We start from the raw sequence: 24,133 nt of genomic DNA, 5'->3' as shown, positions 1-24,133 counted from the left end.
AGAACTACAACGAGTTATAGCTGTCTTTGAACGTCGCAAGCGACATTGTGGTTGGCGAGTCGCCCTGCCTGATGCCGCCGTTGCGTGCCTTGCCAGCGCATAAAGCGCTCTGTTTCTGACCTCCAGTCCTGCGTTTTTCGCGAAGGTGCTGGCCAGTATTCTTTCCGGAGAGCGGATGATCCGACCCTCGGCGTTGCTTATATTGTGCCTGACGTTACTGCTGCCCATGGCGGCGGTCGCGCGTCTGGACGGGCCGCTGGAAGTGACCAAGCCCAGCAAGGTCCGCGACCTGGCGGAGATTCGCTCCAGTCGCACCCTGCGCGTGCTGGTCAACCAAAGCCGCAACAGTTCCGGTGAGATTCAGGGCCAGGCCATTGGTGTCGAATACCATCGCCTGCGCGCCTTCGAGCAATACCTCAATGGCCATGCCCGTGACGGCCAGGAAATCAACCTCAAGATCATCCCCAAGGCCAAGGATCAACTGCTCGGTGCGCTGGCGCGTGGCGAAGGCGACCTGGTGGCGCCAGGTGAGTTGCTGGATATGAAGGCGGCCCACAGGATCAGTACGAGTGACCCGATCGCCAGCGGTGTGCCGTTGTGGCTGGTCGGGGTGAAGGGCGAGCGACGGTTTACCAAGCTGGAGCAACTGTCCGGGCGCACCCTGGCGCTGACCACCGGCAGTGCAGCGGCGGATGCCATCAGCCAGGTCAATCAGAAACTGGCCCTGCACAAGCAGCCGCCGATCAAGGTGGAATGGGTCGACCCGACGCTGGCCGTGGAGGATGTGCTGGAGATGGTCCAGGCCGGGATATTCCACCTGACCATTGTCGAGAAGCCGATTGCCGAGCGCTGGTCAAAGATCCTGCCCAAATTGCGCTTCGACAAACAGGTGGTTATCAACGAGCCGGGTGATGAGTACTGGTTCGTGCGCCAGGATGCTTCGATGCTGCGGGCGAGTATCGATCGTTTCCTCAAGAGCTACCGAACCCCTTCCGATCAGGATGTGGCGTTCCAACGGATCTATCGTCGCCTTTATCAAGTACGTAACCCATTGGCCCGGATCGACCGCCAGCGCCTGGAGAAACTGCGCCCCATCCTGCAAAAACACGCGCGCGAGCAGGGCATGGATTGGCTGAACCTCGCCGCACTCGCCTTCAAGGAGTCGGCACTCGACCCGGGCGCGCGTAACAGCGGCGGGCCCACGGGGTTGATGCAGATCACGCCTTCGGCGGCGCAGCGGGTGGGGGTCAATAATATCGAAAGCCTCGACAGCAACGTGCAGGCGGGGGCGCGCTACCTGGCGATGATCCGCCGCAAGTTTTTCGCCAGCCCCAAGCTTAACGAGCGCGAACGCATGGCTTTTGTCCTGGCGGCCTACAACATGGGGCCGGAGCGGGTGCAGGGCATGCGCACCGAGGCGAAACGCCGGGGGCTTAACCCCAACCAGTGGTTCTTCCAGGTTGAACGCATTGCCATGGAGCAGGTGGGGATGAGCGGCGTCAGCTATGTTAATAGCGTCAATAAGTACTACCTGGCGTTTGATCGGGAACGGGAGTCCCTGGAGCCGTCGGGGCCAAAAATCGCCTCACGAAAATAATCGAATATATCGATATTTATAAGGCATTTTTTCGGCTTTTATCATTGCCTAAACTGATTAATATAGCGGCCAACCAACCCCTACTTTAAAAAGGATTCGCACCATGAGCCCACTGATCAAAAACCTCCTGTCCACCCGTGCCGGTTATGGCCTGACCATTCTACGCATCGTCGTCGGCATCATCTTTGCCGCCCACGGATCGCAAAAGCTCTTTGGCTGGTTCGGTGGCTACGGCTTGGCGGGCACTGCCCAATGGATGGAAAGTATTGGCCTGGCGCCAGGCACCTTGATGGCGCTGTTGTCGGGAGGGACCGAGTTCTTCGCTGGCTTGGCGTTGATCATTGGCCTGTTGGCACGCCCTGCGGCATTGGGCCTGACCATCCTGTCGCTGGTGGCGATCTTCTCGGTGCATATCCACAACGGTCTGTTCATGGCCAACAACGGTTATGAGTTCGCACTGGCCCTGTTGGGCGGCTCGCTGGCGGTGCTGCTGGAAGGCGCTGGCAAACTGTCTGCCGACCGCGCCATCGCCCATTGATCCTTGCGCAAAACCCTGGAAAGGCCCGCCTGTGCGGGCCTTTTCGTTGCCTGGGATTCTTGACACCGCCCCACCGGCTTCTCTAGGATGCTGCCCATGCGCCGATTTAAACAGCTAATTGCGGGGCGCCACTGGGACTCGATGCAGCCCGACAGAAGTCAGCTCTCATTCAAGGAGCGTGCTTCGAAATACCGCTAAAGCGCTGGTTCGGTGTTGCCTCTCACCTGCCCGCAGACTTTTGAGGCAGAGACTCGACACGATGAATGCACTACGCCCCCTCATACGCCTGGCCCCGATCACCGCGGACCTCACCCAACGCAATCCAAAAATACTCCTGGGCGGTAAGCACCAGCCGACGCTATTGCGTTACCTGGACGGCTGGCCACGTCGCACCGGCCGGCCTTCGGCATTCCTGATCCAATTTGTCGAAGATGGCGATTCCCTCGCACGCTTCGCCAACAACAGTTTTGACCTTGCGGTGATCCAGGCCCCCACTGCTGGCGACGCTGCCGAGGTGATTCGCCAGTTGACGCGCATTGCACGACAAGGCCTGATTGCGCGCCGTTGAGCCTTCAGTACAGCGCGGTGGCAGGTATCGGCCGATGGCGACGCTGCCATCGAAACAGCCCCGCGGCAAGCAGGCAGAGCAATGCAGGCATGGGTGCTATCACCAACCATTTCACCTTGCGCTCCAGGCGATGCAGCGGCGCGTAGGCCTCCATCCTCAGCGCATGCAGTTCCATCGGTAAGCGCAAGCGCTCTTTGTTGAGTGCTTGCAACTGGGTATTGGTATCGACCACCTCGGTGCCGAGGGCCGTCGCCTCGGGGTTCAGGCGCTGCCATTCCTTTTCGGTTTGCGCCAGTCGTCGCTCAAGATCGTTCGCCCGAGTTTGATAGGCGTGTGCGGTGGTTTCGCGCAGGTTGGCCAGTGTTTGCAACGAACGCGTCATCACGCGTGGTCGAATGTCCGCAAGTACAGAAGGGGCTGCCAGGTTATCCAGGGTGTTCAGTACAAACAGGCTGTTGCCGTGTGGTGCCGAACTGCTGATTTCCTCGCTGAGTACATCCGTGTCGGCAACCACCACGACATGGATCTGGGCGGCTTTTTGCAGTCCGGGTGGCCGCCCGTCAATGCCGTCAGGAAACGCCGAATAAGCCGCCCCCTCAATGCGAGCCGCGATGACGTGATGTTCGCCTGGTGGGACGATTTCGCTGTCCGGTGCGCCCGGTTCCAGCAAGGCTGATTGCTTGGAGCTTTGCAACAGCGGGGTGAAGGTGGTCCGGCTGTTGTCCAGGGGAAGAAGGGCACCGCTGTTTGACACCGTCACCGATTCCAGTTTCCAGGTGCTGACGTCGCTCTCGTTCATCGCTTCTCGCGGCAGCGTCAGCAGGCCGGGTTCATGCTCCGATGAGGCGTAGGTACGATCGAGCAGTATCTTGTCGCTTTGCATATGGATACCCCACGCAACAAGCAGCCCGTCAAGCCTGGAGGCAGTGGGGGGGGGCTCTGGATCCATATCGCTCAGTGGATCGATAAACATCAATAACTTGCCGCCTCCCAGTACAAACTGGTCTACCGCGTAAAGGGTTTGTTCGGACAGCATGCGCGGGTGCACAAGCATCAGGGTTTTGATACGCGCAGGGATAGGGTGGGCACTCGACTCCAACTCGATAAGGTCAAAGTGGCCACGCAGTTCTTGCACGAGCGGCTCGATCAGCTCTCCTGCCGGCAGCCCTGATAGCAGTCCGATAACAGGAGGGGTGGGGTGGAGCAACTGGCTGATCAGGTGGCTGATTTCATACTCCAGTAAGTGTTCCCTGTCCGGTCTGAATGATTCGATGCGCTGTGCGGCCTGACCGTCGCGGGTGCCGATCAGGCCCAGGAAACCCTGCTGATCGTCGAGGCCATAAAGCCCCGCTTTGTAGGCGTCCTCTGAAAAAGGTGCGGGATCAATAATATGCAGGTTGATCCTGCCTCTGGCCGCTTGTTCGAAGGCCTTCAGTTTTGCTTCGACGCGTTTGCCGTACTGTTTCAACGTATTGCTCTTCAAGGCGGGCTTGCTGGCGTTGAAATAGTAAAAGTCCAGCGGGCTGTCCAATGTGGCAAGTAATTGCATTACGGCAGGCGACAACGAATTGTTTTTTTGTTGTGAAAAGTCCCAGCGTAGATCAGGAAGTTTAACAACCCACACCAGATTGAATGCCAGGAAAAGTAACAATATGACACTCAGCGTCATACCGGTGCGCAGAGCGGATCGCATCGAGAACGCTCCTTCTCAGCTGTTTTTATAGTTGAGGGTAATAGTTGTCGCGCAGAGAAAGGCAAACATCATACTGATGAAGTAAAGGCTTTCATGGAGGGTCAGCAAGCCGTGATCGATGATGCTGAAGCGCAACGATGGACTAAGGGACATCAAACTGTCGAGAACCCATATTGGCGCTTGATGTTCAAGAGCATCAAGTACGGAGGCCAAACCACTGGCCGCCGACAGCAGGCTCAGTGTCAATAGGAAAATGACCAGGCGCCGGCTGGTTAATACGCAAATAAAACAACCTACAGACAGGTAACTGCCGGCCAACAACCAACTGGCCAGGAATTGCGAGGCAATCAGCATGTTATCCGCCGGTCCCAGTACATTGACTGCCATCACCATCGGAAACATCAGCACTAATGCCACGCCAGTAACAACCCAGGCTGCGAGAAATTTACCCATCACCAGTGGGGTGGGTTTGATAGGCATTGTTTTTATCAGGTCGCCAAAGCCGCTCCCGTGCTCGTCCGCCCAGAGTTGCGTCGACAGGGCTGGGATCAGTAACAGGTACAGCCAGGGGTGCCATTCAAAGACGGCCTGCAAATCACTGCTGTTTCGCTCCAGCAGTTCGCTGGTGTGCAACCCCAGTGATGCCGAAAGCACTAGGAAGATGGCGATGCTCAGGTAGGTGGCCGGTGAAGAGAAATAGCTTGCAAGCTGGCGCTTGAAAACGGGGAGCAGCAGTTTCAAAGGGAAGCCTCTTGGCTCAAGTGATGAACAACATCATTCAGGCGGCCTGGCTCCAGTTTCAGTGAGTGTATTGGCCAGTGCCGGTCGGTAATCAGTGCGCTGACAGAGGGGTAAATGGTGTGGCCTGGCATTGCGAGAACGGTCACCGTGCCAGGGCTGTGGCGATCCTCTTCGATACCTGCAACGCCTGGTAGTACCGCGAGGGCCAGTAAATCAGGCGCGGACTCCGAGGCCAGGGTCACGGCGCGGAAGTGCCGGGAGCTACGCTGCAACTCGGGCATCGGCGCATCCGCCAGCAGGCGTCCACCGCCGATGACCAGGGCACGGGTGCAGATGCCGGCCAGTGCTTCGCACTCGCGTGAAGCGACGATGACGGTCATTTCTTCGGTCAGGGACTGGATAAGTGTCCTGAGCTTGCCTTGCTGATGCGGCGCCAGGCCGTCAAAGGGTTCGTCCAGCAACAGGACCCCTGGGTCATGCAGGATGGCCTGGGCAATCGCGACTTTGCGCTTGAGACTCGGGGGCAGTGTGTGGATCGGATAGCTGAGTACCGATGACAATTCGAGCCGGGTGACGGCGCGTTCCACCCGACTGCGCTTTTTGGCACCCTGGAATCCGCGGAGGGAGGCGATATAGTCGAGCAGGTCCCTGATGGACATCCTGAGGTGGTTGATGCCGGACTCGGGCTGATAACCGACGGCCATGCGGGCTTGGTGTGCATGGGTTTGGGGATCGAACCCCAGAATGTTCACCTGCCCTGAAGACGGGCGGAGTGAACCCGCTATCATCTTCAGAAGTGTGGTTTTACCTGCGCCCTCCATTCCAAATAATCCAAGGCATTCTTGGCGCTTGGCAGAAAATGAAACATTACTGATGACAGTCTTTTTGCCCTGGTATTTGGTCAGGCTGCTTATCTCGATCATTATGTTTTTCTGCTGATTGTTCGGGGTGTATATGAAGAGGAAAGCGCCTTGGTTGAGAGGGGCAGGGGCTCGGATTTAAAAATGGTACTTTTAATGTCTGAGATTGAAAATGCTGAATTACGTTAATAAGACAAGTCCTACGTTCAGGATTAGAGTGCGCTGAAACAATCGTTCGGTGACTAATGCGTATTAATGGTCAGATGTTTATCTGATGTTTAAATAAGACTTGCTTATCGTCATGAGGCCCGACAACCATGATGCTTTTACGTACCCTTGTTCTTGAACGCTCCGGTGAGGATGCTCCGGTCAACGGTGCACTGCTCTGTGGTTTCGCTGTTCCTCAAATTGCCTCGAACTTTCTTGTCTACAGTCTCGATGAAGAAACGGAGCCTGGGAACTCGCGGGTATACGTCGCCGCATTGCGTAAGAAACTTGAGCGGTATTTTCTGGGCGGCGTCGACGCTCAGGAAGACCTGCAAGTTGCAATGCGGGTATTTAAACAAATATTGACCCTGGCAGCGTCAGGTGCCAGATCCGGCAACGCTACTGAAACCCAGATTCCCTATCACTTTGTCGATTTGAAAGGCTGCAAGTTGCCCCCTGCCAGGCCAGAGGATCATCATTCCGTAATTATCAAGAAAGCGTTGGTGATGAAGGTGATCACCCTGGGCACTTCTGCTCCTGCATCACCGGCCATCGAAAGTGCCACTTTGATTGTGCCGTCCATTCGTTTTTCTTCGCAGATGGTCTCGCCGCCCAAGGTGGCGAGCCAGCCTGACTCGGCCCAGCCGCCCCTGCTTGAACAACTGGCGGAGCCTCAGCCGGAACCCCAGCCGGAGCCTCCCGTAGTCCCTGCATCAACTGAGCTGGCGCCTGTTCCTCCGGTGCTTGGTGCGCGACCGACGTTGGGCGCCCAGCCGGAACACAATTCGTTGTTTGAGGTGGACAGCACCCTGACGAACCTTGCACGCGTTGCCCAGGATTTGACGCAACAGAAACAGGTTGTTCTCAAGCAAGAGGAGGCACTTGAGCAATGGCGCGTCCGGTTGCAACAGGACCAGGCGGATCTGGAGCAGAAACGTCAGGAACTGGTTAACCGAACATTGGAAAAAGAAGCCACCCTGCAGTTGCAGGCCCAGGCGCTGGACAGCCGTGAAGCCCAGTTGGCGAATGATTCGAGCGCGCAGCAGCATGAGCAGCGCCAACTTGATGAGCGTGCTCATGCCCTTGAAAAGCGTGTCTCCGAGATCAAAAGCCAGGAGTCGTTGGTTCACCTGCGGGCGGAAAAGGTGTCGGTTACGATTGCGCAACTGTCTGGCCTGCGACAAAACCTGCACGCAATGCTGACCGAACTGGATCAGACCCTGGACTGTCTCGCCAAGACTGAGCTGGCTCAACCCAGCGACGATTTTTGGGCGATCTCGGTTTGACCTGATAGTGACCGTCGGCCTGGCAACTTTGTCGCGTTCATTTATCATCACTCTCTGTTCGCTGACGCCTGGCCTTGATGCTGCGGCGTATTGGAATCAATGGACATTGCCTGGGGATGCACGCGTTTGAGTACCAAGCTGATTACCAAAGAAGGCCATGAAGCGCTGAAGAAAGAGCTGGATTACCTGTGGCGAGAAAAGCGGCCGGACACCACACGCAAAGTGACCTGGGCCGCTTCCCTGGGAGACCGCAGCGAAAACGCGGACTACCAGTACAACAAGAAGCTGCTGCGTGAGATCGATCGGCGGGTGCGCTACTTGCGCAAGCGCCTGGAAGACATGCGCGTGGTCGAGTACATGCCCGAGCAGGAAGGGCGAGTCTTTTTTGGTGCCTGGGTCGATATTGAAAACGAGCAGGGTGAGACCAAGCGTTTTCGTATTGTCGGCTATGACGAGATTTATGAGCGGATGGATTACATTTCCATCGATTCGCCCATGGCTCGCGCGTTGTTGCGCAAGCAAGTCGATGATGAGGCCATCGTACAGACCCCGAGTGGCGAAGTGTGCTGGTGGATTACCGGTATCGAGTATGTGAAGTAGGCAAGGATGGCCCGTGCTTTGTGAAGAGCACGGGCCATCGGCGTTTCAGCCTTCGCGTAATACCGTCAGTGGGCTGGCATTCAGCGCGCGGCGCGTTCCGAAGACCCCAGCGCCACCGATCAACACGGCACCGATCAGTGGCAGGAGCAACAACCAGGGGTGCGGGTGCCAGGCCAGGTCGAAGGCATAACGGTACAACACCCAGGTCACCAACTCGGTGCCCAGTGCCGCAAGCAAGCCACTGACTGCACCCAGCAAGCCGAATTCGATGCGCCGTGCCTTGACCAGCAACTTGCGTTCCGCGCCTAGCGCACGCAATAACGCGCCCTGACGGATTCGCTCATCCAAGGTCGCCTGCAAGCCGGAGAACAGCACCGCCATCCCCGCGGCCAGGACAAACAGCAGCACATATTCCACCGCCAGGGTTACTTGGGCGAGGATGCTGCGCAGTTGTTCCAGCAGGGCTTCGACCTGCAGGATCGTCACGGCCGGAAAGGCGCGTGACAGGTCGACGATCTGCTGGTCGTGGCCGGGGGCCAGGTAGAAGCTGGTCAGGTAGGTGGCTGGCAAGTCCTTCAAGGTGCCCGGCTGGAAAATCATGAAGAAATTGGGCTGAAAGTTATCCCAATTGATGGTGCGCAGGCTGGTGACCCGCGCTTCACGATTTTCACCGCCGACACTGAACACCAGGTGGTCATCAAGCTTGAGCTTCAAGCTTTGTGCGACCTTGGCTTCTACCGAGACCCCGGGGATATCATCGGGCGCTTGTTGCGCCCACCAGGCGCCGGCGGTGAGGGTGTTGCCCGGTGGCAGGTCGGCAGCCCACGTCAGGCTCAGGTCACGTTGCACGGCACGATCGCCGCTGGAGTCCTTGCTGACAATTTCCTGTACCGGTTCGCCATTGATGCTGATCAGTCGGCCCGGCACCACCGGATACAGCGGCGCCGATTGCGCCTGCAGGTCCAGCAGGCGTGCACCAAAGGCTTCCTTGTCGGCGGGCAGGATGTTCAGCGCGAAGTAGTTGGGGGCGTCCTTGGGCAACTGGTTTTGCCAGGTGTCGAGCAACTCGCCGCGCAGCAGGGCGATCAAGCCCATGGACAAGAGGATCAGGCCAAACGCCAGGGACTGGCCGGCCGCCGCCAATGGGTGTCGCAGCAACTGGCCCAGGCCCAGGCGCCAGGGCAGGGATGCGCGGGCCAACAGGCGGCGCAGGCTTTGCAACAGCAGCAGGAGCAGGCCGCCGAGGATCAGCGCGGCGACCACGCCCCCGCCCAGCAAGGCGAAGGTCAGCACCAGGTCAAGGCTCAGGCGCCACATGATCAGGCCCAGGGCGAACAGCGCCGCGCCATAGACCATCCAGGTGCTGGAAGGAATAGGCAGCAGGTCGCGCCGCAGCACGCGCAGCGGCGGTACACGGCCCAGCGCCGCCAGTGGTGGCAGGGCGAAGCCGGCGAGGGCAACCAGCCCGGTGCCGATCCCGGCAACCGCCGGTAACAGCCCGCCCGGTGGTACGTCTGCGGGGAGCAGGTCGTGGAGGAAATAGAACAGGCCGAACTGCGCCAGCCAGCCGAGCACGGCGCCGGTCAGGCTGGCCAGCAGTCCCAGTACGCTCAGTTGCAGGCTGAACAGCAGCATGGTTTCGCGGCGTGACAAACCGAGACAACGCAACAACGCGCTGGCATCGAAACGTCGGCTGGCAAAACGGTTGGCCGATAGCGCTACGGCGACCCCCGCCAGCAGCACGGCCACCAGGCTGGCCATGTTCAGGTAGCGTTCGGCCTTGCCCAGGGCGCCGCCGATCTGCTGGTTGCCGTCCCGCGAATCCTGCAGGCGCTGGTTGGCGGCGAGCCCTGGCTTGACCAGGTCACGATAGGTTTGCAACGCCGTGCTGCCTTGCGGCCCACGCCACAGTTCGCGGTAGCTGACACGGCTGCCGGGTTGCACCACGCCAGTAGCGTCCAGGTCCGCCAGGTTGATCATCACCCTCGGTGTGAGGCTGTAGAAATTGCCGGCGCGATCCGGTTCGTAGGTCAGTATGCGGGCCAGGCGTAGGGTCTTCATGCCGACATCGATGCTGTCGCCAACCTTGAGGCCCAGTGCCGTCAGCAACCGCGCTTCCACCCAGGCTTCACCAGGTTTCGGGCCGCCGCCTGGGGTTTCATCCCCAAAGGGAGCGGCTGCGCTCTTCAGCTCGCCGCGCAGCGGGTACTGCTCGTTGACCGCCTTGATGCTGGAGAGTTGGATGCCGCTGTCGGCGGCGATGACGCTGGAGAACTCCACGACGCGCGCGTGATCGAGGCCTAGTTCGGTGCCAGAGCGGATCTGCTCCGGGCGTGCGGGCGAGCTGCCTTCAAGTACCAGGTCGGCGCCAAGAAACTCGGTGGCCCGCAACATCATGGCGCCGTTGAGGCGTGCACCGAAGTAACCGATGGCGGTACTGGCCGCCACGGCCACCAGCAAGGCGAAGAACAATACGCGCAATTCGCCGGCGCGGGCATCGCGCAGTAATTGGCGCATGGCAAGACTGAACAGGCGCAACAGCGGCAAACGTGCCATCAAGGCTCCAGGGGCGCGACCATCAGGCCGGCTTCAAGGCGGATCAGGCGTCGGCAACGATGGGCCAGACGCTCATCATGGGTGACGAGCACCAGGGTCGTGCCGTTCTCTTTATTGAGCTCGAACAGCAGGTCGCTGATTCGCTCGCCGGTATGGCTGTCGAGGTTGCCGGTGGGTTCATCGGCAAACAACACGTCCGGTTCGGCGGCGAACGCGCGGGCGATGGCCACACGTTGTTGCTCGCCCCCGGACAGCTGGCGCGGCGAGTGGGTCAGGCGTTGGCCCAGGCCGACGCGTTCGAGCAAGTGCTTGGCGCGCTCGCGAGCGTCTTTGCGGCCATCGAGTTCCAAAGGCAGCATGACGTTTTCCAGGGCGTTGAGGCTGTCGAGCAACTGGAAGGATTGGAAGACGAAACCCACGTGCTCGGCGCGGATGCGCGCGCGCTGGTCTTCGTCGAGGCTGCTCAGGGCTTGGCCGGCAAGGGTGACTTCGCCGCTGCTGGGCAGGTCGAGCCCGGCCAATAGGCCGAGGAGGGTGGATTTGCCGGAACCCGAGGCGCCGACGATAGCCAGGCTATCGCCCTGGTTCAGTTCCAGGCTCAGTTCGTGCAGGATAGTCAGTTCACCTTCCGCGCTGGGAACCACTTTGCTAAGGTTTCGCGCGGTGAGAATGCTTGCGCCCATGGAGAATCCGATGCGAATGTGGTTTTTGAGTGCTGGCCTGGCCTTGATGTGCATGGCCCAGAACGCAGCGGCGGGTACAGTCCTGATCGTTGGCGATAGTATCAGTGCCGGTTTCGGACTGGATACCAGCAAAGGGTGGGTAGCCTTGCTGGAACAACGGCTCAAGCACGAAGGTTTCGACGACAAAGTGGTCAACGCCTCCATCAGTGGCGATACCAGTGCCGGAGGCCTGGCGCGGCTGCCGGCGGCGCTTGCAGCGCATCAGCCGGACGTTGTGATCATCGAACTGGGAGGCAATGACGGCTTGCGTGGGCAGCCTCCCGCACAATTGAAACAAAATCTTGCATCGATGATCGACCAGTCCAAGTCCAAGGGCGCCAAGGTGCTGCTGTTGGGCATGCAGTTGCCACCCAACTACGGCCCGAGATACACCCAGGCGTTCGCCGAAGTCTACGGTGCGGTGGCCAAGGAGAAGAGCGTCCCGTTGGTGCCGTTTTTTCTCGACGGGGTCGGCGGCCATCCCGAGTTGATGCAGGCCGATCAACTGCACCCGGCGGTCGGCGCCCAGGGCAAGTTGCTGGAAAATGTATGGCCGACGCTAAAACCGCTGCTATGACGCTTTTCTACCGGCAGGCTTTCGGCTAAGGTGGCGCCCCCCCGATTTGGAGCCCTCGATGTCGCGTCCTGCCTGGTCCTTGTTTAACTACCAACTGATCGAGCCGGACGAGCAGCTGGATCTGTTCGCCTGCCAGGAAGTCCGGGTGCATCTGGTCGCGCGTCAACTGGAGCTGGGGGGCTCGATCGACCGCACGCTCTGCGGCACGTTATTGCCTGCGCAGCCACGCTGGTCGTCGGTGGATCGCTCGATCTTCCAGGACCAGCGGCTGTGCCCTCTGTGCCGGGCGATCCTCGAATCCCAGAAGCGCGGCACGCCGCCAATCTGGCCGGAGCTGCGTTTCGAGCTGTAGGGGCCGTGACAAGCTTGCAGCTAGCCGCCCGCTTCACGTATACAATCGATTTTTACCTACCCGTCGTTCTGCGAAGGATTTACCGGATGTTGTCGCGCCTTTCCGTCGTCACCTGCTGCCTGTCTCTTGCTGCCCTGTGTGCGTCTGGCTCTGCCGCCGCCTTGCAGTTGCCCTTGCCACCACCCGGTGAAGACATCGTCGGCCAGGTCCAAGTGATCAAGGCCAAATACGAAGACACCTTTGCCGACCTGGGTACCACCTACGACCTCGGGTACTCGGAGATGGTCGCCGCCAACCCGGGCGTCGATGCCTGGTTGCCCGGCGCGGGCACCGAGATCGTGCTGCCGACGCAATTCATCCTGCCGCCAGGCCCTCGCGAAGGTATTGTGATCAACCTCGCCGAATACCGTCTCTACTACTATCCGAAGGGCCAGAACGTCGTCTACACCTTCCCGCTGGGGATTGGTCGTGAAGGCTGGGGCTCGCCGGTCGCCCATACCAGCATTATCGCCAAGACGCCGAACCCGACCTGGACCCCGCCCGCTTCGATCAAGGCTGAGCATGCCGCCGAGGGCGACCCGCTGCCGAATGTCGTGCCCGCCGGCCCGGACAACCCCCTGGGGCCGTTCAAGTTCACGTTGGGCACGCCGGGTTACCTGATCCACGGTTCCAACAAGAAGTTCGGTATCGGTACGCGTACCAGCCATGGCTGCTTCCGCATGTTCAACAACAACGTGCTGGAGATGGCCAGCATGGTGCCGGTGGGCACGTCGGTGCGCATCATCAACGATGCCTACAAGTTCGGCAGCCGCGGTGGCAAGGTGTACCTGGAAGCGCATACGCCCCTGAACGACGACGGCACCCCTTCGGTGGTCGACAAGCATACGGCGGTGATCAACGCCCTGCTCAAGCGTGAAGACCTGGCCAATCACCTGCGGGTGAACTGGGATCAGGTGCGTGATGTGGTGGCTGCCGAAGATGGCCTGCCGACTGAGATCGGTGTGCCGAGCGCAGCGCCGATGGTGTCGAGCACGCCGATCGACCTGCAGCAGTAAGCCTGCTTGACCCAAATCCCGCTTCGGCCTTGCGCCGGGGCGGGATTTTTATTGCCTGTTCCCGCCGGGAGCGTGAAATTCAGGCAATAAAAAAGCCGATCCAAAAATGGATCGGCTTGATAACAACCCCGAAGGATTATTACTTCTTGCTTGCTTTTTCAAGCATGCGCAGAGCGCGCTCGTTAGCTTCGTCAGCAGTCTGTTGTGCTTTTTGAGCAGCAGCCAGAGCTTCATCAGCTTTACGGTAGGCTTCGTCTGCACGAGCCTGGGAGCGAGCTGCTGCGTCTTCAGTTGCAGTCAGACGAGCTTCGGTTTCTTTGGAGACGCTGCTGCAACCGGTAGCCAGAACTGCGGCCAGAGCCAGAGCAGAGAATTTCAGAACGTTGTTCATCGTGTTCCCCTTCAAGGACTTTCTATTAAATGGCTACTTTCTCAGGGTGAGCTAATAGCCGGCGTACATACTACCCATTACTTGTAGTAAGTAAACTGACGTAGCGCAAGAAGCAAAAAAAATTCTTGTGCCGAATCTATTTTGGCTAATCTTTTGGCAGTTTGTATAAAAAGTGTTCAATTTTTTGCAGTCGCAGGAGGATTGAGGCCGGGCTGAAATCGCCGCCCCGCATGCGTTAGGCCTTGTAAATAGATGAAGATTTATATAAAGAAGCTGACACTTTCGTTCCGGTCGCCGTTACCGCCCCAGGCATCTTTTGCGCATGTAGAGGTGACTTTAAGAGCGGCAGTTCGTCTCAAGGTTCAACTGCCGGCAATGTTCAGGCTATCGGTCACCGGTTGATCGAGGCTCTTTCTATATCCACCAGTGGCAGGGATGACGAGCGCGCCTTGAGCAATTGCGGGATTGGTGCCTACTATTCTCTACGTGCTGGTTGTGAGCGCTCAGGGTTTTCTCGTTGTCGAAACCGGCACGGGGTGGCGTAGATGTTCCTTCGCCGGAAAAACATCGGTAAGGTAGGGGTCAAAATTCAAGACCCGCGAGGAGTAGTGATGAGCGAGGCGTTGTCCATCCACCATGACCAGGCTGGTCATCAGTTCGAGACCAATGTGGACGGTCATCGTGCCTACCTGACCTACATGGACCTCGGGAAGCAGACCCTGGATATCTATCGGACCTTCGTGCCCAACGCACTGCGAGGCCGTGGCATTGCGGCCGCGTTGACCGAGGAGGCGCTGAAGTTCGCCGAAGAAGCCGGTTATACGGTGATCCCGTCGTGCTCCTATGTCGAACGCTACATGGAGCGGCATCAGCGCCATGCCGCTAAACTGTAAGGCAGTGACAGCACCATGAAAAACGCCGGGCCATGGCCCGGCGTTTTTGTGTGCGCCCAATTCAGATACAGGTGCGGTCTCAGTTGCGTTTGCGCTTGGGCAATACGTCCTTGAGCTTGGCATGCATGCTGCGCAGGGTGTTCTCGGTGGCAGTCCAGTCGATGCAGGCATCGGTGATCGACACGCCGTACTGCAGGTCGGCGAGGTCCTTTGGAATCGCCTGGCAACCCCAATTCAGGTGGCTCTCGACCATCAGGCCAATGATCGACTGGTTGCCCTCGAGGATCTGGTTGGCAACGTTTTCCATCACCAACGGTTGCAGGGCCGGGTCCTTGTTGGAGTTGGCGTGGCTGCAATCGACCATGATGTTCGGCTTGATCTTGGCCTTGGCCAGCGCCTGTTCGCACAGCGCAACGCTGACCGAATCATAGTTGGGCTTGCCGTTGCCACCGCGCAGCACCACGTGACCGTAGGCGTTGCCCTTGGTGGTGACGATGGAGACGCCGCCTTCCTGGTTGATCCCCAGGAACCGGTGAGGGCTGGAAACCGATTGCAGCGCGTTGATCGCTACGGTCAGGCCGCCGTCGGTGCCGTTCTTGAAGCCCACGGCTGAGGACAGGCCGGACGCCATTTCGCGGTGGGTCTGGGATTCAGTGGTGCGCGCGCCGATGGCCGACCAACTGATCAGGTCCTGCAGGTACTGCGGGGAGATCGGGTCGAGGGCTTCGGTGGCAGTGGGCAGGCCCATTTCGGCCAGGTCCAGCAGCAACTTGCGACCGATATGCAGACCGTCCTGGATCTTGAACGAGTCGTCCAGGTACGGGTCGTTGATCAAGCCTTTCCAGCCGACGGTGGTACGCGGCTTCTCGAAATACACGCGCATCACCAGGTACAAGGTGTCGGACACTTCCGCCGCCAGCACCTTGAGGCGCTCGGCGTATTCGTGGGCAGCCTTGAGGTCGTGGATCGAGCAAGGCCCGATGACGACGAAGAGGCGGTGGTCAGTGCCGTCGAGAATGTCACGGATGACTTCGCGACCCTTGGTGACGGTCTGCAGGGCAGCGTCGCTCAAGGGGATTTCGCGCTTGAGCTGATCAGGTGTGATCAGCGTCTCGTTGGATTCGACGTTAAGGTCATTGATCGGTAAATCAGCCATCGTGTTACTCGTCAGGGTCACGGGTGCCGGCCGCCAGCCATCCCCGTGCGGCGGAGCACAGCATGATTTGAATGCAGGGGGGAGGAACCTTAGCGCGTAACACGGGCCCGCGACAATGGGCAAAGCCGGCTTTAATCCAGTGCTGGCTGCACAAGCGCCTCATGGGAGAACTCGCCGGCATGGCGCGAAACCCATTCGCGGGCCAGTGCCTCGACCTGCTGGGGCGTCGGCTCGGTATCTACGTGCAGGCGGCAGTAGCGTTCGATCTGGCACACTTGCTCGCCCATTCTTGCACCGAACAAGGCATGTTCATCGGTAAAGGCAACCCCCACGCGATAGCCACTGCCAGCCTTGCGACACCACGCCACATAGCCCGGATAACGGGCGCTGGCGCCCAGTGAGGGAATGCGAAACTCGATCGCGGTACCCTGGCGCCAGGCGCGCGGGCAATTGCAGGCGATGCCACTCAGGCCGATAGTGTGCAGGCGTTGGCGGGGAAGGGGGGGAGCGGGACGTTGGATCAACAGGGCAGCGACATCATCAGGGTGAGGTAAAAAACGACCCATGTACACGGACTCCGAGCACCGTTCAGTTGACGGCGGTGGCAGCAGTATAGTGAAGGAACAGGTATTGACCGACCTGGATATTGACCAGCAATTGCTGGCTTTGCCAGGCATTTCGCTCGTCGTGTTCGTCAGCGAGGGGTGTTCCAGTTGCCGCTGGGCACGCCAGAAGGTGCCGGGCTGGCGTTTGCCCGTGGACCGGGTGTGCTGGGTCGATGCCGGGCACAACGGCGGTGCGGTGGAACGCTACGAGATCTTTCATTTGCCGGCGCTGTTCGTGGTGTGCGAGGGTCAATTCCTTGGGCAAATACACACACCGATCGTGGCTGCCGAGCTTGCCGACGCCATTAATCAAGCACTTACCCGTACTCCAGAGGATTTGCCATGACCGTACAGTCGCCCCGCATCGGTATTATCGGCACAGGTGCCATCGGTGGTTTCTATGGCCTGATGCTGGCGCGCGCCGGGTTCGACGTGCACTTCCTGCTGCGCAGCGAATATGCGGCGGTCAGCGAACGTGGCCTGCACCTCAACAGTACGGTGCATGGCCGCTTGCACCTGCACCCGGTGCAGGCCTATGCCCGCGCCGCTGACATGCCGCCGTGCGACTGGCTGCTGGTGGGCACCAAATCCACCGGTAACCCGGAGTTGGCCCCCACCCTTGCTCAGATCGCGGCGCCGGACGCCAAGGTCGTGTTGCTGCAAAACGGCCTCGACGTCGAAGACAGCCTGCGCGAGCACTTGCCGTCGTCGCTGCATCTGCTCGGCGGCCTGTGCTATATCGGCGTGCATCGCTCCGGGCCCGGCGTCGTCGAGCATCAGGCCCTGGGCCGGGTCAACCTGGGGTACCACAGCGGTACTGCGGCCAACGATGAAGCTCGTCAGAAAGCGATTGTCGAAGAGGGCGCCGCGTTGTTTCATCAGGCGGGCATTGAGTCTCAGGCCATGGCCAACGTGCACCTGGCGCGCTGGCATAAACTGGTGTGGAACGTGCCCTACAACGGTCTCTCCGTGCTGTTGGGCGCGGGAACCACGGCCATGATGGCGGACGAATCCAGCCGGGAACTGATCCAGGCGCTGATGGCCGAAGTGGTGCAGGGCGCCCATGCCTGCGGCCATCAAATTCCGGCCAGCTATGCCGAGCAGATGTTCACCATGACCGAGACCATGGACGACTACCTGCCGAGCATGTACCACGACCACGTGCACAAACGCCCGTTGGAGCTGGCCGCCATCTACGCCCGGCCACTGGCCGCCGCCAAGGCCGCCGGTTGCGAATTGCCGCGGATGCAGGCGCTGTACCAGGCCTTGAGTTTTATTGATCGGCATAACCGCTGATTCGGAGGAAAGCACATGGCGAATGGACTGGGCGACAAACTGGTGCTGGCGATTTCATCGCGGGCGCTGTTCGACCTGAGCGAGAGCCATAAGGTCTACCTGGCCGAAGGGGTCGAGACCTACCGCAAATACCAGATCGAACATGAGGAAGAAATCCTGGAGCCCGGTGACGCGTTCCCGCTGGTCAAGAAGCTGCTGAGCCTCAATGCCAGCCTGGGCCGCGCCCGGGTCGAGGTGGTGCTGGTGTCGCGCAACAGTGCCGACACTGGGTTGCGCGTGTTCAATTCGATCCAGTATTACGATCTGGATATTTCCCGCGCAGCCTTCGTAGGAGGGCGTAGTCCTTATCCTTATTTGGCGGCATTTGGTTGCCATCTGTTTCTTTCCACCCATGCTGAAGATGTGCGCAGTGCCCTTGACGCCGGGTTTGCCGCTGCGACGATTCTGTCGGGCGGTGCACGCCGGGCGTCGAGCGAGGAATTGCGGATCGCGTTTGACGGGGATGCGGTGCTGTTTTCCGATGAGTCCGAACGTGTCTACCAAAGCGGTGGCTTGGCGGCATTCCAGGCCAGCGAGCGCGAGTCGGCGCGCCAACCGTTGCACGGTGGTCCGTTCAAAGGCTTCCTCGCCGCACTCAACCTGTTACAGCGTGAGTTTCCCGACGAGGCGTGCCCGATTCGCACGGCCTTGGTCACAGCCCGTTCAGCACCGTCCCACGAGCGCGTGATTCGTACCTTGCGCGAATGGGATATCCGCCTGGACGAATCGTTGTTTCTTGGCGGGTTGGAAAAATCCGCGTTTCTGGAGGCCTTCGCCGCCGATGTGTTTTTCGATGACCAGGCCGGTCATTGTGAGAAAGCCAGAGAGGTGGTGGCCACCGGGCATGTGCCCCATGGCATCAGTAATGAGGTGAAGATTCAGGCCGAGAGCTAAGTCAGTCGAACTCGCCGAGGCGCTGCTAAGCTCATTCAATCCCCGCCATCCTGGCAGTCCAGGAGGTTCTATGATTCGTTCGATGCTGTACGCCACGGACCTTGGTCTGTATGCGCCTTATGTGATGCAACATGCACTGGCGCTGGCGCGAACGTTCAAGGCCGACCTGTATGTGATCCATGTGGTCGAGCCCATCGGCTTGTTCGCCGAATCGGTGTTGCAGAGCTACCTTGATGAGAAAGCCCTGAACGAATGGCAGAGCCAGGGGCTGACCACGGTGATGGCGACGATCGAGCAGCGTGTGCTGGAGAGCTTTCGCGAAGAGTTGGGGGAAGGTGCGCTGGACCTGAAGTTGATCCGTTCGGTACGAGTGATCCAGGGGGACCCTTGCGAAGTGATCCTTGGTCAGTCACAGAAACTCTCCGTGGATTTGCTGATCGTAGGTAGTCATACCCAAACCGTCGGGGTGGCAACACCCTTGGGGCGAACCGCTGCGCGAGTGCTCCAGTTGTCCCAGGTACCGGTCTATCTGGTACCGCTGTTGCAGCGTCGGCGCAGTGATGACATGTGATCGGTCAATGAAGGATAAAAAGTTCTAGATTTATCTGTCGAACCTTTAATATAGTTATATACCGTCGCTGATACCCGTGGCGTCTATCTGCTTTGAGGGACACATATGAAGCTTCAACAACTGCGCTACATCTGGGAAGTGGCGCACCACGACCTCAACGTTTCCGCTACCGCTCAAAGCCTTTACACCTCGCAACCCGGTATCAGCAAGCAGATCCGCCTGCTCGAAGACGAGTTGGGCGTCGAAGTGTTCGCACGCAGCGGCAAGCACCTGACCCGTGTCACTCCAGCCGGTGAGCGCATCATTACCACCGCTGGCGAGATCCTGCGCAAAGTCGAGAGCATCAAGCAGATCGCCCAGGAGTTCTCCAACGAGAAGAAGGGGACCCTGTCGATCGCCACCACCCATACCCAGGCGCGTTATGCATTGCCGCCGGTGATCCGCGATTTCATCAAGCAGTACCCGGACGTGGCCCTGCACATGCACCAGGGTTCGCCGATGCAGATCGCCGAAATGGCGGCTGACGGCACCGTCGACTTTGCCATTGCCACCGAGGCCCTGGAGTTGTTTGGCGACTTGGTGATGATGCCGTGCTACCGCTGGAACCGCTGCGTTGTCGTGCCCCAAGGTCACCCGTTGGCCAAGCTGCCGAAGCTGACCCTGGAAGCCCTGGCGGAATACCCGATCGTGACTTACGTGTTCGGTTTTACCGGCCGTTCCAAGCTCGACGAAGCCTTCAGCCATCGCGGTCTCACGCCGAAAGTGGTGTTCACCGCAGCCGATGCCGACGTGATCAAAACCTATGTTCGCCTGGGCCTGGGCGTGGGGATTGTCGCCAAGATGGCGGTCGACACGCAGCTCGATAAAGACCTGGTCGTGCTCGACGCCAGCGAGTTGTTCGAGTCCAGCGTGACCAAGATCGGTTTCCGTCGCGGTACTTTCCTGCGTGGCTTCATGTGCGACTTCATCGAGAAGTTCGCTCCGCACCTGACCCGCGAAGTCATGGCCAAGGCGATCCAGTGCCACAACAAGCAGGAACTGGAAGAGCTGTTCGACGGCGTAGAATTGCCCGTCCATTAAGTGGTTTATCTGGCCTCGGTAACCGTAAAGTGTTGCCGGGCGCCTGCCACCAGAATCTCCACCTCGTCACCTTCGAACTTGCCCAGCAGGCTTTTGCCCAGGGGGGAGCGCGGGGTGATGACGGTCACCGGTTGCCCCACCACATCCACCTTCAAGCCCGCCGCATCCGGTGCCAGGAACAGCCACTGCTGGCGGCCGTTCTCGTCCTCCAGGCCCAGTAGCGTGCCGACTTCTATGCCACGTTGATCATCGTACGCACGCAGTGGCAGGTTCTGGCACAGCGCCAGCGACTGCTTGATTTCCTCGACGCGCTTGGCCTGTCCGGCCGCCAGGTAAGATGCCTCCAGTCCGAGGGTGTCGTATTTGTTTTCGGCGATATTTTCTTCGTGGGTCGCGGTTTCGTAGGCGGTCTGCGCGGCGCGCTGTGCAATATCGAGGTCGACGGTGAGTTTTTCCAGAATCAACTGGAGGACGGCGTGTTTATTCATGGCTGTGCTTGATCATTCGCAAAATTGCAGGACATTGGCCTTGCTCTTTTCATTCGGCGCGTTCTGGTCCTGTTGCAACCAGAACTGGCATTTTGGGTTGGACAGGTTGCGCGCATTGTTGCGCGCCTGGTCCAGGGTCTGCTGTTGTTCCTGCTTGCGAAGGTTGTCTTGATACTGCTCGAACATACGGTTGGGTGGTTCCGGTGCAGCAGGGGCCGGTTTGCCGAGTTGCTGAACGGCCTGGGCTACGGGGGCCAGGCTTTGCGGGAACAGGTAGCGCGACGCCAGCCAAGTGGTCAACGCAATGGCGATGAACCCCAGCCACACGCCGAGGGCGATGGCGACACACAGCTTGAGCAACGACAATGGGCGATCAGACATGGCGGCCTCCTGGCAGGCATTTGTGGCGTGGCGGCGATTGTCGCACAGCCACTGTGCAGAATAATCGCGATCAAGCCTTCTGCATCAGGGCATTTATGCGGACAATCGAGCCTTTGAGCGTTGGAGCCCGGAATGAAAGCCCGCTGGGATATTTTTTGCAGCGTCGTCGACAACTATGGCGACATCGGCGTGACCTGGCGCCTGGCCCGGCAACTGGTGGTAGAGCACGGTTGTGATGTGCGTTTGTGGGTCGATGACTTGCGGGCGTTCGAGCGCCTGTGCCCTGAGATTGACGTGCAGTCGGGGCAGCAATGGCAAGAGGGCGTTGACGTGCATCATTGGCCGGCGGATTGGGCTGCCACGCCGTCCGCCGATGTGGTGATCGCCGCTTTTGCCTGCCAATTGCCCCCTGACTACATGGAAGCCATGGCCGCGCGCGCGCGTACGCCGTTATGGATGAACCTCGACTACCTCAGTGCCGAGGACTGGGTGGTGGGTTGCCATCGCCTGCCTTCGGTGAAGTTCAAAGGGGTACAGAAGTACTTCTTTTTCCCCGGTTTTCGGCCGGGTACTGGTGGTCTGTTGCGCGAGGCCGGTTTGCTGCAACAGCGCCAGGCGTTTCAACAGGATGCCGCGGCGCAGCAACAATTCCTGCGCTCCTTGGGCGTACTTCCTGCAACCGGTACGCGGCTGATGTCACTGTTCGCCTACGAAAATGCCGGCCTCGCCAGCTGGCTTGACGTTCTTTCGACGGATGGGCGTGCCACTCATCTGTTGGTTCCGGAAGGCCGCATCCTCGGTGATGTGCAGCGTTGGCTCGGGGTCGATGGGTTGGAGGCGGGGGACGTCCACCAGCGCCAAGCCCTGACCGTGCAGGTGCTGCCCTTCGTGCGCCAGGAGCAATATGACCGCCTGCTGTGGTGCTGCGAGTTCAATGCCGTACGTGGCGAAGACTCCTTCGTGCGAGCCCAGTGGGCCGGGCGTCCTTTGCTGTGGCACATCTATCGCCAGGACGAAGACATCCACCTGGACAAGCTCGACGCCTTCCTGCAGTTGTACACCGCTGCATTATCGCCGGCCGCCAGGGCGGCGTTGGTTGCGCTTTGGCAGGCCTGGAATACGGACGGCGATATGGCGCAGCCGTGGAAAAGACTGCTGGAACACTGGCCGGAAGTGAGCGCACACGCCGAAACGTGGTGTCTGGAACAAGGCTTGCAGGCCGATCTTGCGACGGCGCTGGTACAGTTTTATGAAAGTTGGATATGATACGCGACCTTGATTTTTGTAAACCCCATCCAAATTTCGGATATCTGCAATGAAAACTGGTAAAGAACTGAAACCCGGTATGGTGATCCGTATCGACAACGATCCTTGGTTGGTTCAGAAAGCTGAGTTCACCAAGTCGGGCCGTAACAGCGCGATCATGAAGACCAAGCTGAAGAACCTGCTGACCGGTTACAAGACCGAAACCGTTTACAGCGCCGATGACAAGCTGGACGACGTGATCCTCGACCGTAAAGAAGCGACCCTGTCGTTCATCAGCGGCGACGCCTACACGTTCATGGACACCACTGACTACACCATGTACGAGCTGAACGCTGAAGACATCGAAGCCGTTCTGCCGTTCATTGAAGAAGGCATGACCGACGTCTGCGAAGCTATTTTCTTCGAAGAGCGCCTGGTTTCCGTAGAGCTGCCGACCACCATCGTGCGTAAGGTTGCCTACACCGAAGGTTCCGCTCGCGGCGACACTTCGGGCAAGGTGATGAAGCCTGCCAAGCTGGCTAACGGTACCGAGCTGCAAGTTGCCGATTTCATCGAAATCGACGACCTGATCGAAATCGACACCCGCGAAGGTGGTTCGTACAAAGGCCGCGCCAAGAAGTAATTCTGGCCCCGCTGATACGAAAAAAAGCCCGACCTTGAGTCGGGCTTTTTCGTGGGCGCTGCTTTTTACTTCAGGTGTTGCTTCAGCTCCTGCGATGCCTGCAGCAAGGCCGAACGCACCGCTGGCACTTGGCTGACCACATTGAGCAAGCCGTAGTCGTGGATCATGCCGTTATAGCGCACGGCGGTCACCGGGACGCCGGCCTGGTCCAGCTTGCGCGCATAGGCTTCGCCCTCGTCCCGCAGCACGTCGGCACCGGCCGTCTGAATCAGCGCGGGCGGCAAGCCCTTGAGCTGATCGGTGGTCGCCCGCAACGGCGAGGCGTAGATCTCGGCCCGCTGCTTGGCGTCGGTGGTGTAGTTATCCCAGAACCACTTCATCATGTTCCTGGTGAGGAAGTGCCCTTCGGCGTACTGGTTGTAGGACGCTGTCTCGAAGTTGGCATCGGTCACCGGCCACAGCAGCAACTGGAACTTGATCGCGGGTGTGCCCTTGTCCTTGGCCATCAGGCTGACGACGGCTGCCATATTGCCGCCGACGCTATTGCCCGCGACCGCCAGGCGTTTGCCGTCGACGTTGATGTCCTTGCCGTGCTCGGCGACCCATTTGGTTGCGCCATAGGCCTGGTTGATCGCCACCGGGTAGTGCGCTTCCGGTGAAGGCGTGTAGTTGACGAAGACCGCAACGGCCCCCGAACCCACCACCAGATCGCGCACCAGGCGCTCGTGAGTCGGGTAATCGCCCAATACCCAGCCGCCGCCGTGGAAGAACATGAACACCGGCAATGTGCCCTTGACCCCGGCTGGCCGCACGATGGTCAGGCCCAGCGGCTGGCCATCGACCTGGATGGTCTTCTGGCTGACGTCCGCCTTGGGCAAGGTCAACTTCACACCCGCCTGGGCTCCCGTCAGCACGGCACGGGCGTCCTTGGGCGTCAGTTGCTCCATCGGCTTGCCGGTGCCGGCGTTCAAGACGTCGAGGAATGCCTGGGTGTTGTGCTCGACATCATCCGTCGCCGCGAACGCGTGGGTGATGGACAGGGCGAGCAGGGTGCCAGTAAGCGCTTTGCCAAATCTGTTCATGTTCTTCTCCAGGTGTC

Annotated in this window: 27 protein-coding genes; 16 read left to right on the top strand and 11 right to left on the bottom strand. The window is 59.5% G+C overall.

What is annotated here, in order from left to right; genetic code table 11:
• The first annotated feature begins 175 nt into the window (after positions 1 to 175).
• The 3 genes from A7317_RS08285 (at position 176) to A7317_RS08275 (ending at position 2,703) form a co-directional block, all read left to right on the top strand.
• Positions 176 to 1,597 (top strand): transglycosylase SLT domain-containing protein, encoded by a 1,422-nt coding sequence (locus tag A7317_RS08285; RefSeq protein WP_024074197.1) that lies wholly within the window; start codon positions 176 to 178, stop codon positions 1,595 to 1,597.
• A 103-nt stretch (positions 1,598 to 1,700) separates the two neighbouring features.
• Positions 1,701 to 2,135 (top strand): DoxX family protein, encoded by a 435-nt coding sequence (locus A7317_RS08280; RefSeq protein ID WP_024074198.1) that lies wholly within the window; start codon positions 1,701 to 1,703, stop codon positions 2,133 to 2,135.
• 259 nt (positions 2,136 to 2,394) lie between these two features.
• On the top strand, positions 2,395 to 2,703 hold the full coding sequence (locus A7317_RS08275) for a hypothetical protein (RefSeq protein WP_069075558.1): 309 nt from the start codon (positions 2,395 to 2,397) through the stop codon (positions 2,701 to 2,703).
• Between the two features lie 4 nt (positions 2,704 to 2,707).
• Here A7317_RS08275 and A7317_RS08270 read toward each other — a convergent pair whose 3' ends face one another.
• Genes A7317_RS08270 through A7317_RS08260 form a run of 3 tightly spaced genes read right to left on the bottom strand, consistent with a single transcriptional unit; the run spans position 2,708 to position 6,060 of the window.
• Complete coding sequence (locus A7317_RS08270) at positions 2,708 to 4,396, bottom strand: Gldg family protein (RefSeq protein ID WP_069075557.1); 1,689 nt, start codon at positions 4,394 to 4,396, stop codon at positions 2,708 to 2,710.
• Between the two features lie 15 nt (positions 4,397 to 4,411).
• Positions 4,412 to 5,137: an ABC transporter permease gene (locus A7317_RS08265; protein ID WP_069075556.1), complete on the bottom strand. Its 726-nt coding sequence runs from the start codon at positions 5,135 to 5,137 to the stop codon at positions 4,412 to 4,414.
• A complete protein-coding gene (locus A7317_RS08260; protein ID WP_069075555.1) occupies positions 5,134 to 6,060 on the bottom strand; it encodes an ABC transporter ATP-binding protein in 927 nt (308 codons plus the stop codon). The genes A7317_RS08265 and A7317_RS08260 overlap by 4 nt, the downstream gene beginning before the upstream one ends.
• A 254-nt stretch (positions 6,061 to 6,314) precedes the next feature.
• Between A7317_RS08260 and A7317_RS08255 the strand changes: the two genes are divergently transcribed.
• Positions 6,315 to 7,490 carry a hypothetical protein gene (locus A7317_RS08255; protein WP_069075554.1) on the top strand — a complete coding sequence of 392 codons (1,176 nt, stop codon included), beginning with the start codon at positions 6,315 to 6,317 and terminating at the stop codon, positions 7,488 to 7,490.
• 126 nt (positions 7,491 to 7,616) lie between these two features.
• Positions 7,617 to 8,090, top strand: a complete 474-nt coding sequence (greB, locus tag A7317_RS08250) for a transcription elongation factor GreB (protein WP_041161124.1) — start codon at positions 7,617 to 7,619, stop codon at positions 8,088 to 8,090.
• A gap of 45 nt (positions 8,091 to 8,135) precedes the next feature.
• Here the strand turns inward: greB and A7317_RS08245 are convergent, their stop codons facing one another.
• Together A7317_RS08245 and A7317_RS08240 are read right to left on the bottom strand one after the other, a co-directional pair.
• Positions 8,136 to 10,646 carry an ABC transporter permease gene (locus A7317_RS08245; RefSeq protein ID WP_069075553.1) on the bottom strand — a complete coding sequence of 837 codons (2,511 nt, stop codon included), beginning with the start codon at positions 10,644 to 10,646 and terminating at the stop codon, positions 8,136 to 8,138.
• A complete protein-coding gene (locus A7317_RS08240) occupies positions 10,646 to 11,329 on the bottom strand; it encodes an ABC transporter ATP-binding protein (protein ID WP_024074206.1) in 684 nt (227 codons plus the stop codon). The genes A7317_RS08245 and A7317_RS08240 overlap by 1 nt, the downstream gene beginning before the upstream one ends.
• A 10-nt stretch (positions 11,330 to 11,339) precedes the next feature.
• Here A7317_RS08240 and A7317_RS08235 point away from each other — a divergent pair, with 10 nt between their 5' ends.
• The 3 genes from A7317_RS08235 to A7317_RS08225 all read left to right on the top strand — a co-directional run bounded on the left by A7317_RS08235 (position 11,340) and on the right by A7317_RS08225 (position 13,352).
• Positions 11,340 to 11,945 (top strand): arylesterase, encoded by a 606-nt coding sequence (locus tag A7317_RS08235; protein WP_069075552.1) that lies wholly within the window; start codon positions 11,340 to 11,342, stop codon positions 11,943 to 11,945.
• A 58-nt stretch (positions 11,946 to 12,003) separates the two neighbouring features.
• Entirely contained in the window at positions 12,004 to 12,297 is a 294-nt protein-coding gene (locus A7317_RS08230; protein WP_016972348.1) for a hypothetical protein, read from the top strand.
• Positions 12,298 to 12,383: 86 nt separating this feature from the next.
• A complete protein-coding gene (locus A7317_RS08225) occupies positions 12,384 to 13,352 on the top strand; it encodes a L,D-transpeptidase family protein (RefSeq protein ID WP_024074209.1) in 969 nt (322 codons plus the stop codon).
• Between the two features lie 139 nt (positions 13,353 to 13,491).
• Here A7317_RS08225 and oprI read toward each other — a convergent pair whose 3' ends face one another.
• Complete coding sequence (gene oprI, locus A7317_RS08220) at positions 13,492 to 13,743, bottom strand: outer membrane lipoprotei OprI (protein WP_024074210.1); 252 nt, start codon at positions 13,741 to 13,743, stop codon at positions 13,492 to 13,494.
• 611 nt (positions 13,744 to 14,354) lie between these two features.
• On the opposite strand from oprI, the gene A7317_RS08215 reads away from it, so the two are divergent.
• A complete protein-coding gene (locus tag A7317_RS08215; protein ID WP_003189869.1) occupies positions 14,355 to 14,636 on the top strand; it encodes a GNAT family N-acetyltransferase in 282 nt (93 codons plus the stop codon).
• Positions 14,637 to 14,715: 79 nt separating this feature from the next.
• Here the strand turns inward: A7317_RS08215 and A7317_RS08210 are convergent, their stop codons facing one another.
• Complete coding sequence (locus A7317_RS08210) at positions 14,716 to 15,792, bottom strand: 3-deoxy-7-phosphoheptulonate synthase (protein ID WP_024074212.1); 1,077 nt, start codon at positions 15,790 to 15,792, stop codon at positions 14,716 to 14,718.
• A 131-nt stretch (positions 15,793 to 15,923) separates the two neighbouring features.
• Entirely contained in the window at positions 15,924 to 16,358 is a 435-nt protein-coding gene (locus tag A7317_RS08205; protein ID WP_069075551.1) for a PilZ domain-containing protein, read from the bottom strand.
• On the opposite strand from A7317_RS08205, the gene A7317_RS08200 reads away from it, so the two are divergent.
• From A7317_RS08200 to cysB, 5 genes are all read left to right on the top strand, one after another.
• On the top strand, positions 16,357 to 16,743 hold the full coding sequence (locus A7317_RS08200; RefSeq protein ID WP_069075550.1) for a thioredoxin: 387 nt from the start codon (positions 16,357 to 16,359) through the stop codon (positions 16,741 to 16,743). The two genes, A7317_RS08205 and A7317_RS08200, sit on opposite strands and share 2 nt — an antisense overlap.
• Positions 16,740 to 17,693 (top strand): putative 2-dehydropantoate 2-reductase, encoded by a 954-nt coding sequence (locus A7317_RS08195; RefSeq protein WP_024074215.1) that lies wholly within the window; start codon positions 16,740 to 16,742, stop codon positions 17,691 to 17,693. Before A7317_RS08200 ends, A7317_RS08195 begins: the two co-directional genes overlap by 4 nt.
• A gap of 15 nt (positions 17,694 to 17,708) precedes the next feature.
• Positions 17,709 to 18,626: a 5'-nucleotidase gene (locus tag A7317_RS08190; RefSeq protein WP_024074216.1), complete on the top strand. Its 918-nt coding sequence runs from the start codon at positions 17,709 to 17,711 to the stop codon at positions 18,624 to 18,626.
• A 70-nt stretch (positions 18,627 to 18,696) separates the two neighbouring features.
• The gene (locus tag A7317_RS08185; protein WP_024074217.1) at positions 18,697 to 19,197 is read left to right on the top strand and encodes a universal stress protein; all 501 of its coding nucleotides are present in this window, start codon (positions 18,697 to 18,699) and stop codon (positions 19,195 to 19,197) included.
• Between the two features lie 105 nt (positions 19,198 to 19,302).
• Positions 19,303 to 20,277 carry an HTH-type transcriptional regulator CysB gene (gene cysB, locus A7317_RS08180; protein WP_017849520.1) on the top strand — a complete coding sequence of 325 codons (975 nt, stop codon included), beginning with the start codon at positions 19,303 to 19,305 and terminating at the stop codon, positions 20,275 to 20,277.
• A 5-nt stretch (positions 20,278 to 20,282) separates the two neighbouring features.
• Here cysB and A7317_RS08175 read toward each other — a convergent pair whose 3' ends face one another.
• Positions 20,283 to 20,765: a GreA/GreB family elongation factor gene (locus tag A7317_RS08175; protein WP_024074218.1), complete on the bottom strand. Its 483-nt coding sequence runs from the start codon at positions 20,763 to 20,765 to the stop codon at positions 20,283 to 20,285.
• 12 nt (positions 20,766 to 20,777) lie between these two features.
• On the bottom strand, positions 20,778 to 21,146 hold the full coding sequence (locus A7317_RS08170; RefSeq protein ID WP_069075549.1) for a hypothetical protein: 369 nt from the start codon (positions 21,144 to 21,146) through the stop codon (positions 20,778 to 20,780).
• Between the two features lie 132 nt (positions 21,147 to 21,278).
• On the opposite strand from A7317_RS08170, the gene earP reads away from it, so the two are divergent.
• Positions 21,279 to 22,412, top strand: a complete 1,134-nt coding sequence (earP, locus tag A7317_RS08165) for an elongation factor P maturation arginine rhamnosyltransferase EarP (protein WP_069075548.1) — start codon at positions 21,279 to 21,281, stop codon at positions 22,410 to 22,412.
• Between the two features lie 49 nt (positions 22,413 to 22,461).
• A complete protein-coding gene (locus A7317_RS08160; RefSeq protein ID WP_024074221.1) occupies positions 22,462 to 23,034 on the top strand; it encodes an elongation factor P in 573 nt (190 codons plus the stop codon).
• Between the two features lie 65 nt (positions 23,035 to 23,099).
• On the opposite strand, the gene A7317_RS08155 is transcribed toward A7317_RS08160, so the two are convergent.
• Positions 23,100 to 24,116, bottom strand: a complete 1,017-nt coding sequence (locus A7317_RS08155) for an alpha/beta hydrolase (protein WP_069075547.1) — start codon at positions 24,114 to 24,116, stop codon at positions 23,100 to 23,102.
• Positions 24,117 to 24,133 lie beyond the last annotated feature (17 nt).

Origin of the sequence: Pseudomonas fluorescens, assembly GCF_001708445.1 — a bacterium.
GTDB lineage: Bacteria > Pseudomonadota > Gammaproteobacteria > Pseudomonadales > Pseudomonadaceae > Aquipseudomonas > Aquipseudomonas gorinensis.
Note: the sequence above shows the minus strand (reverse complement) of the source record. Positions and strands in the feature narration are given on the sequence as shown.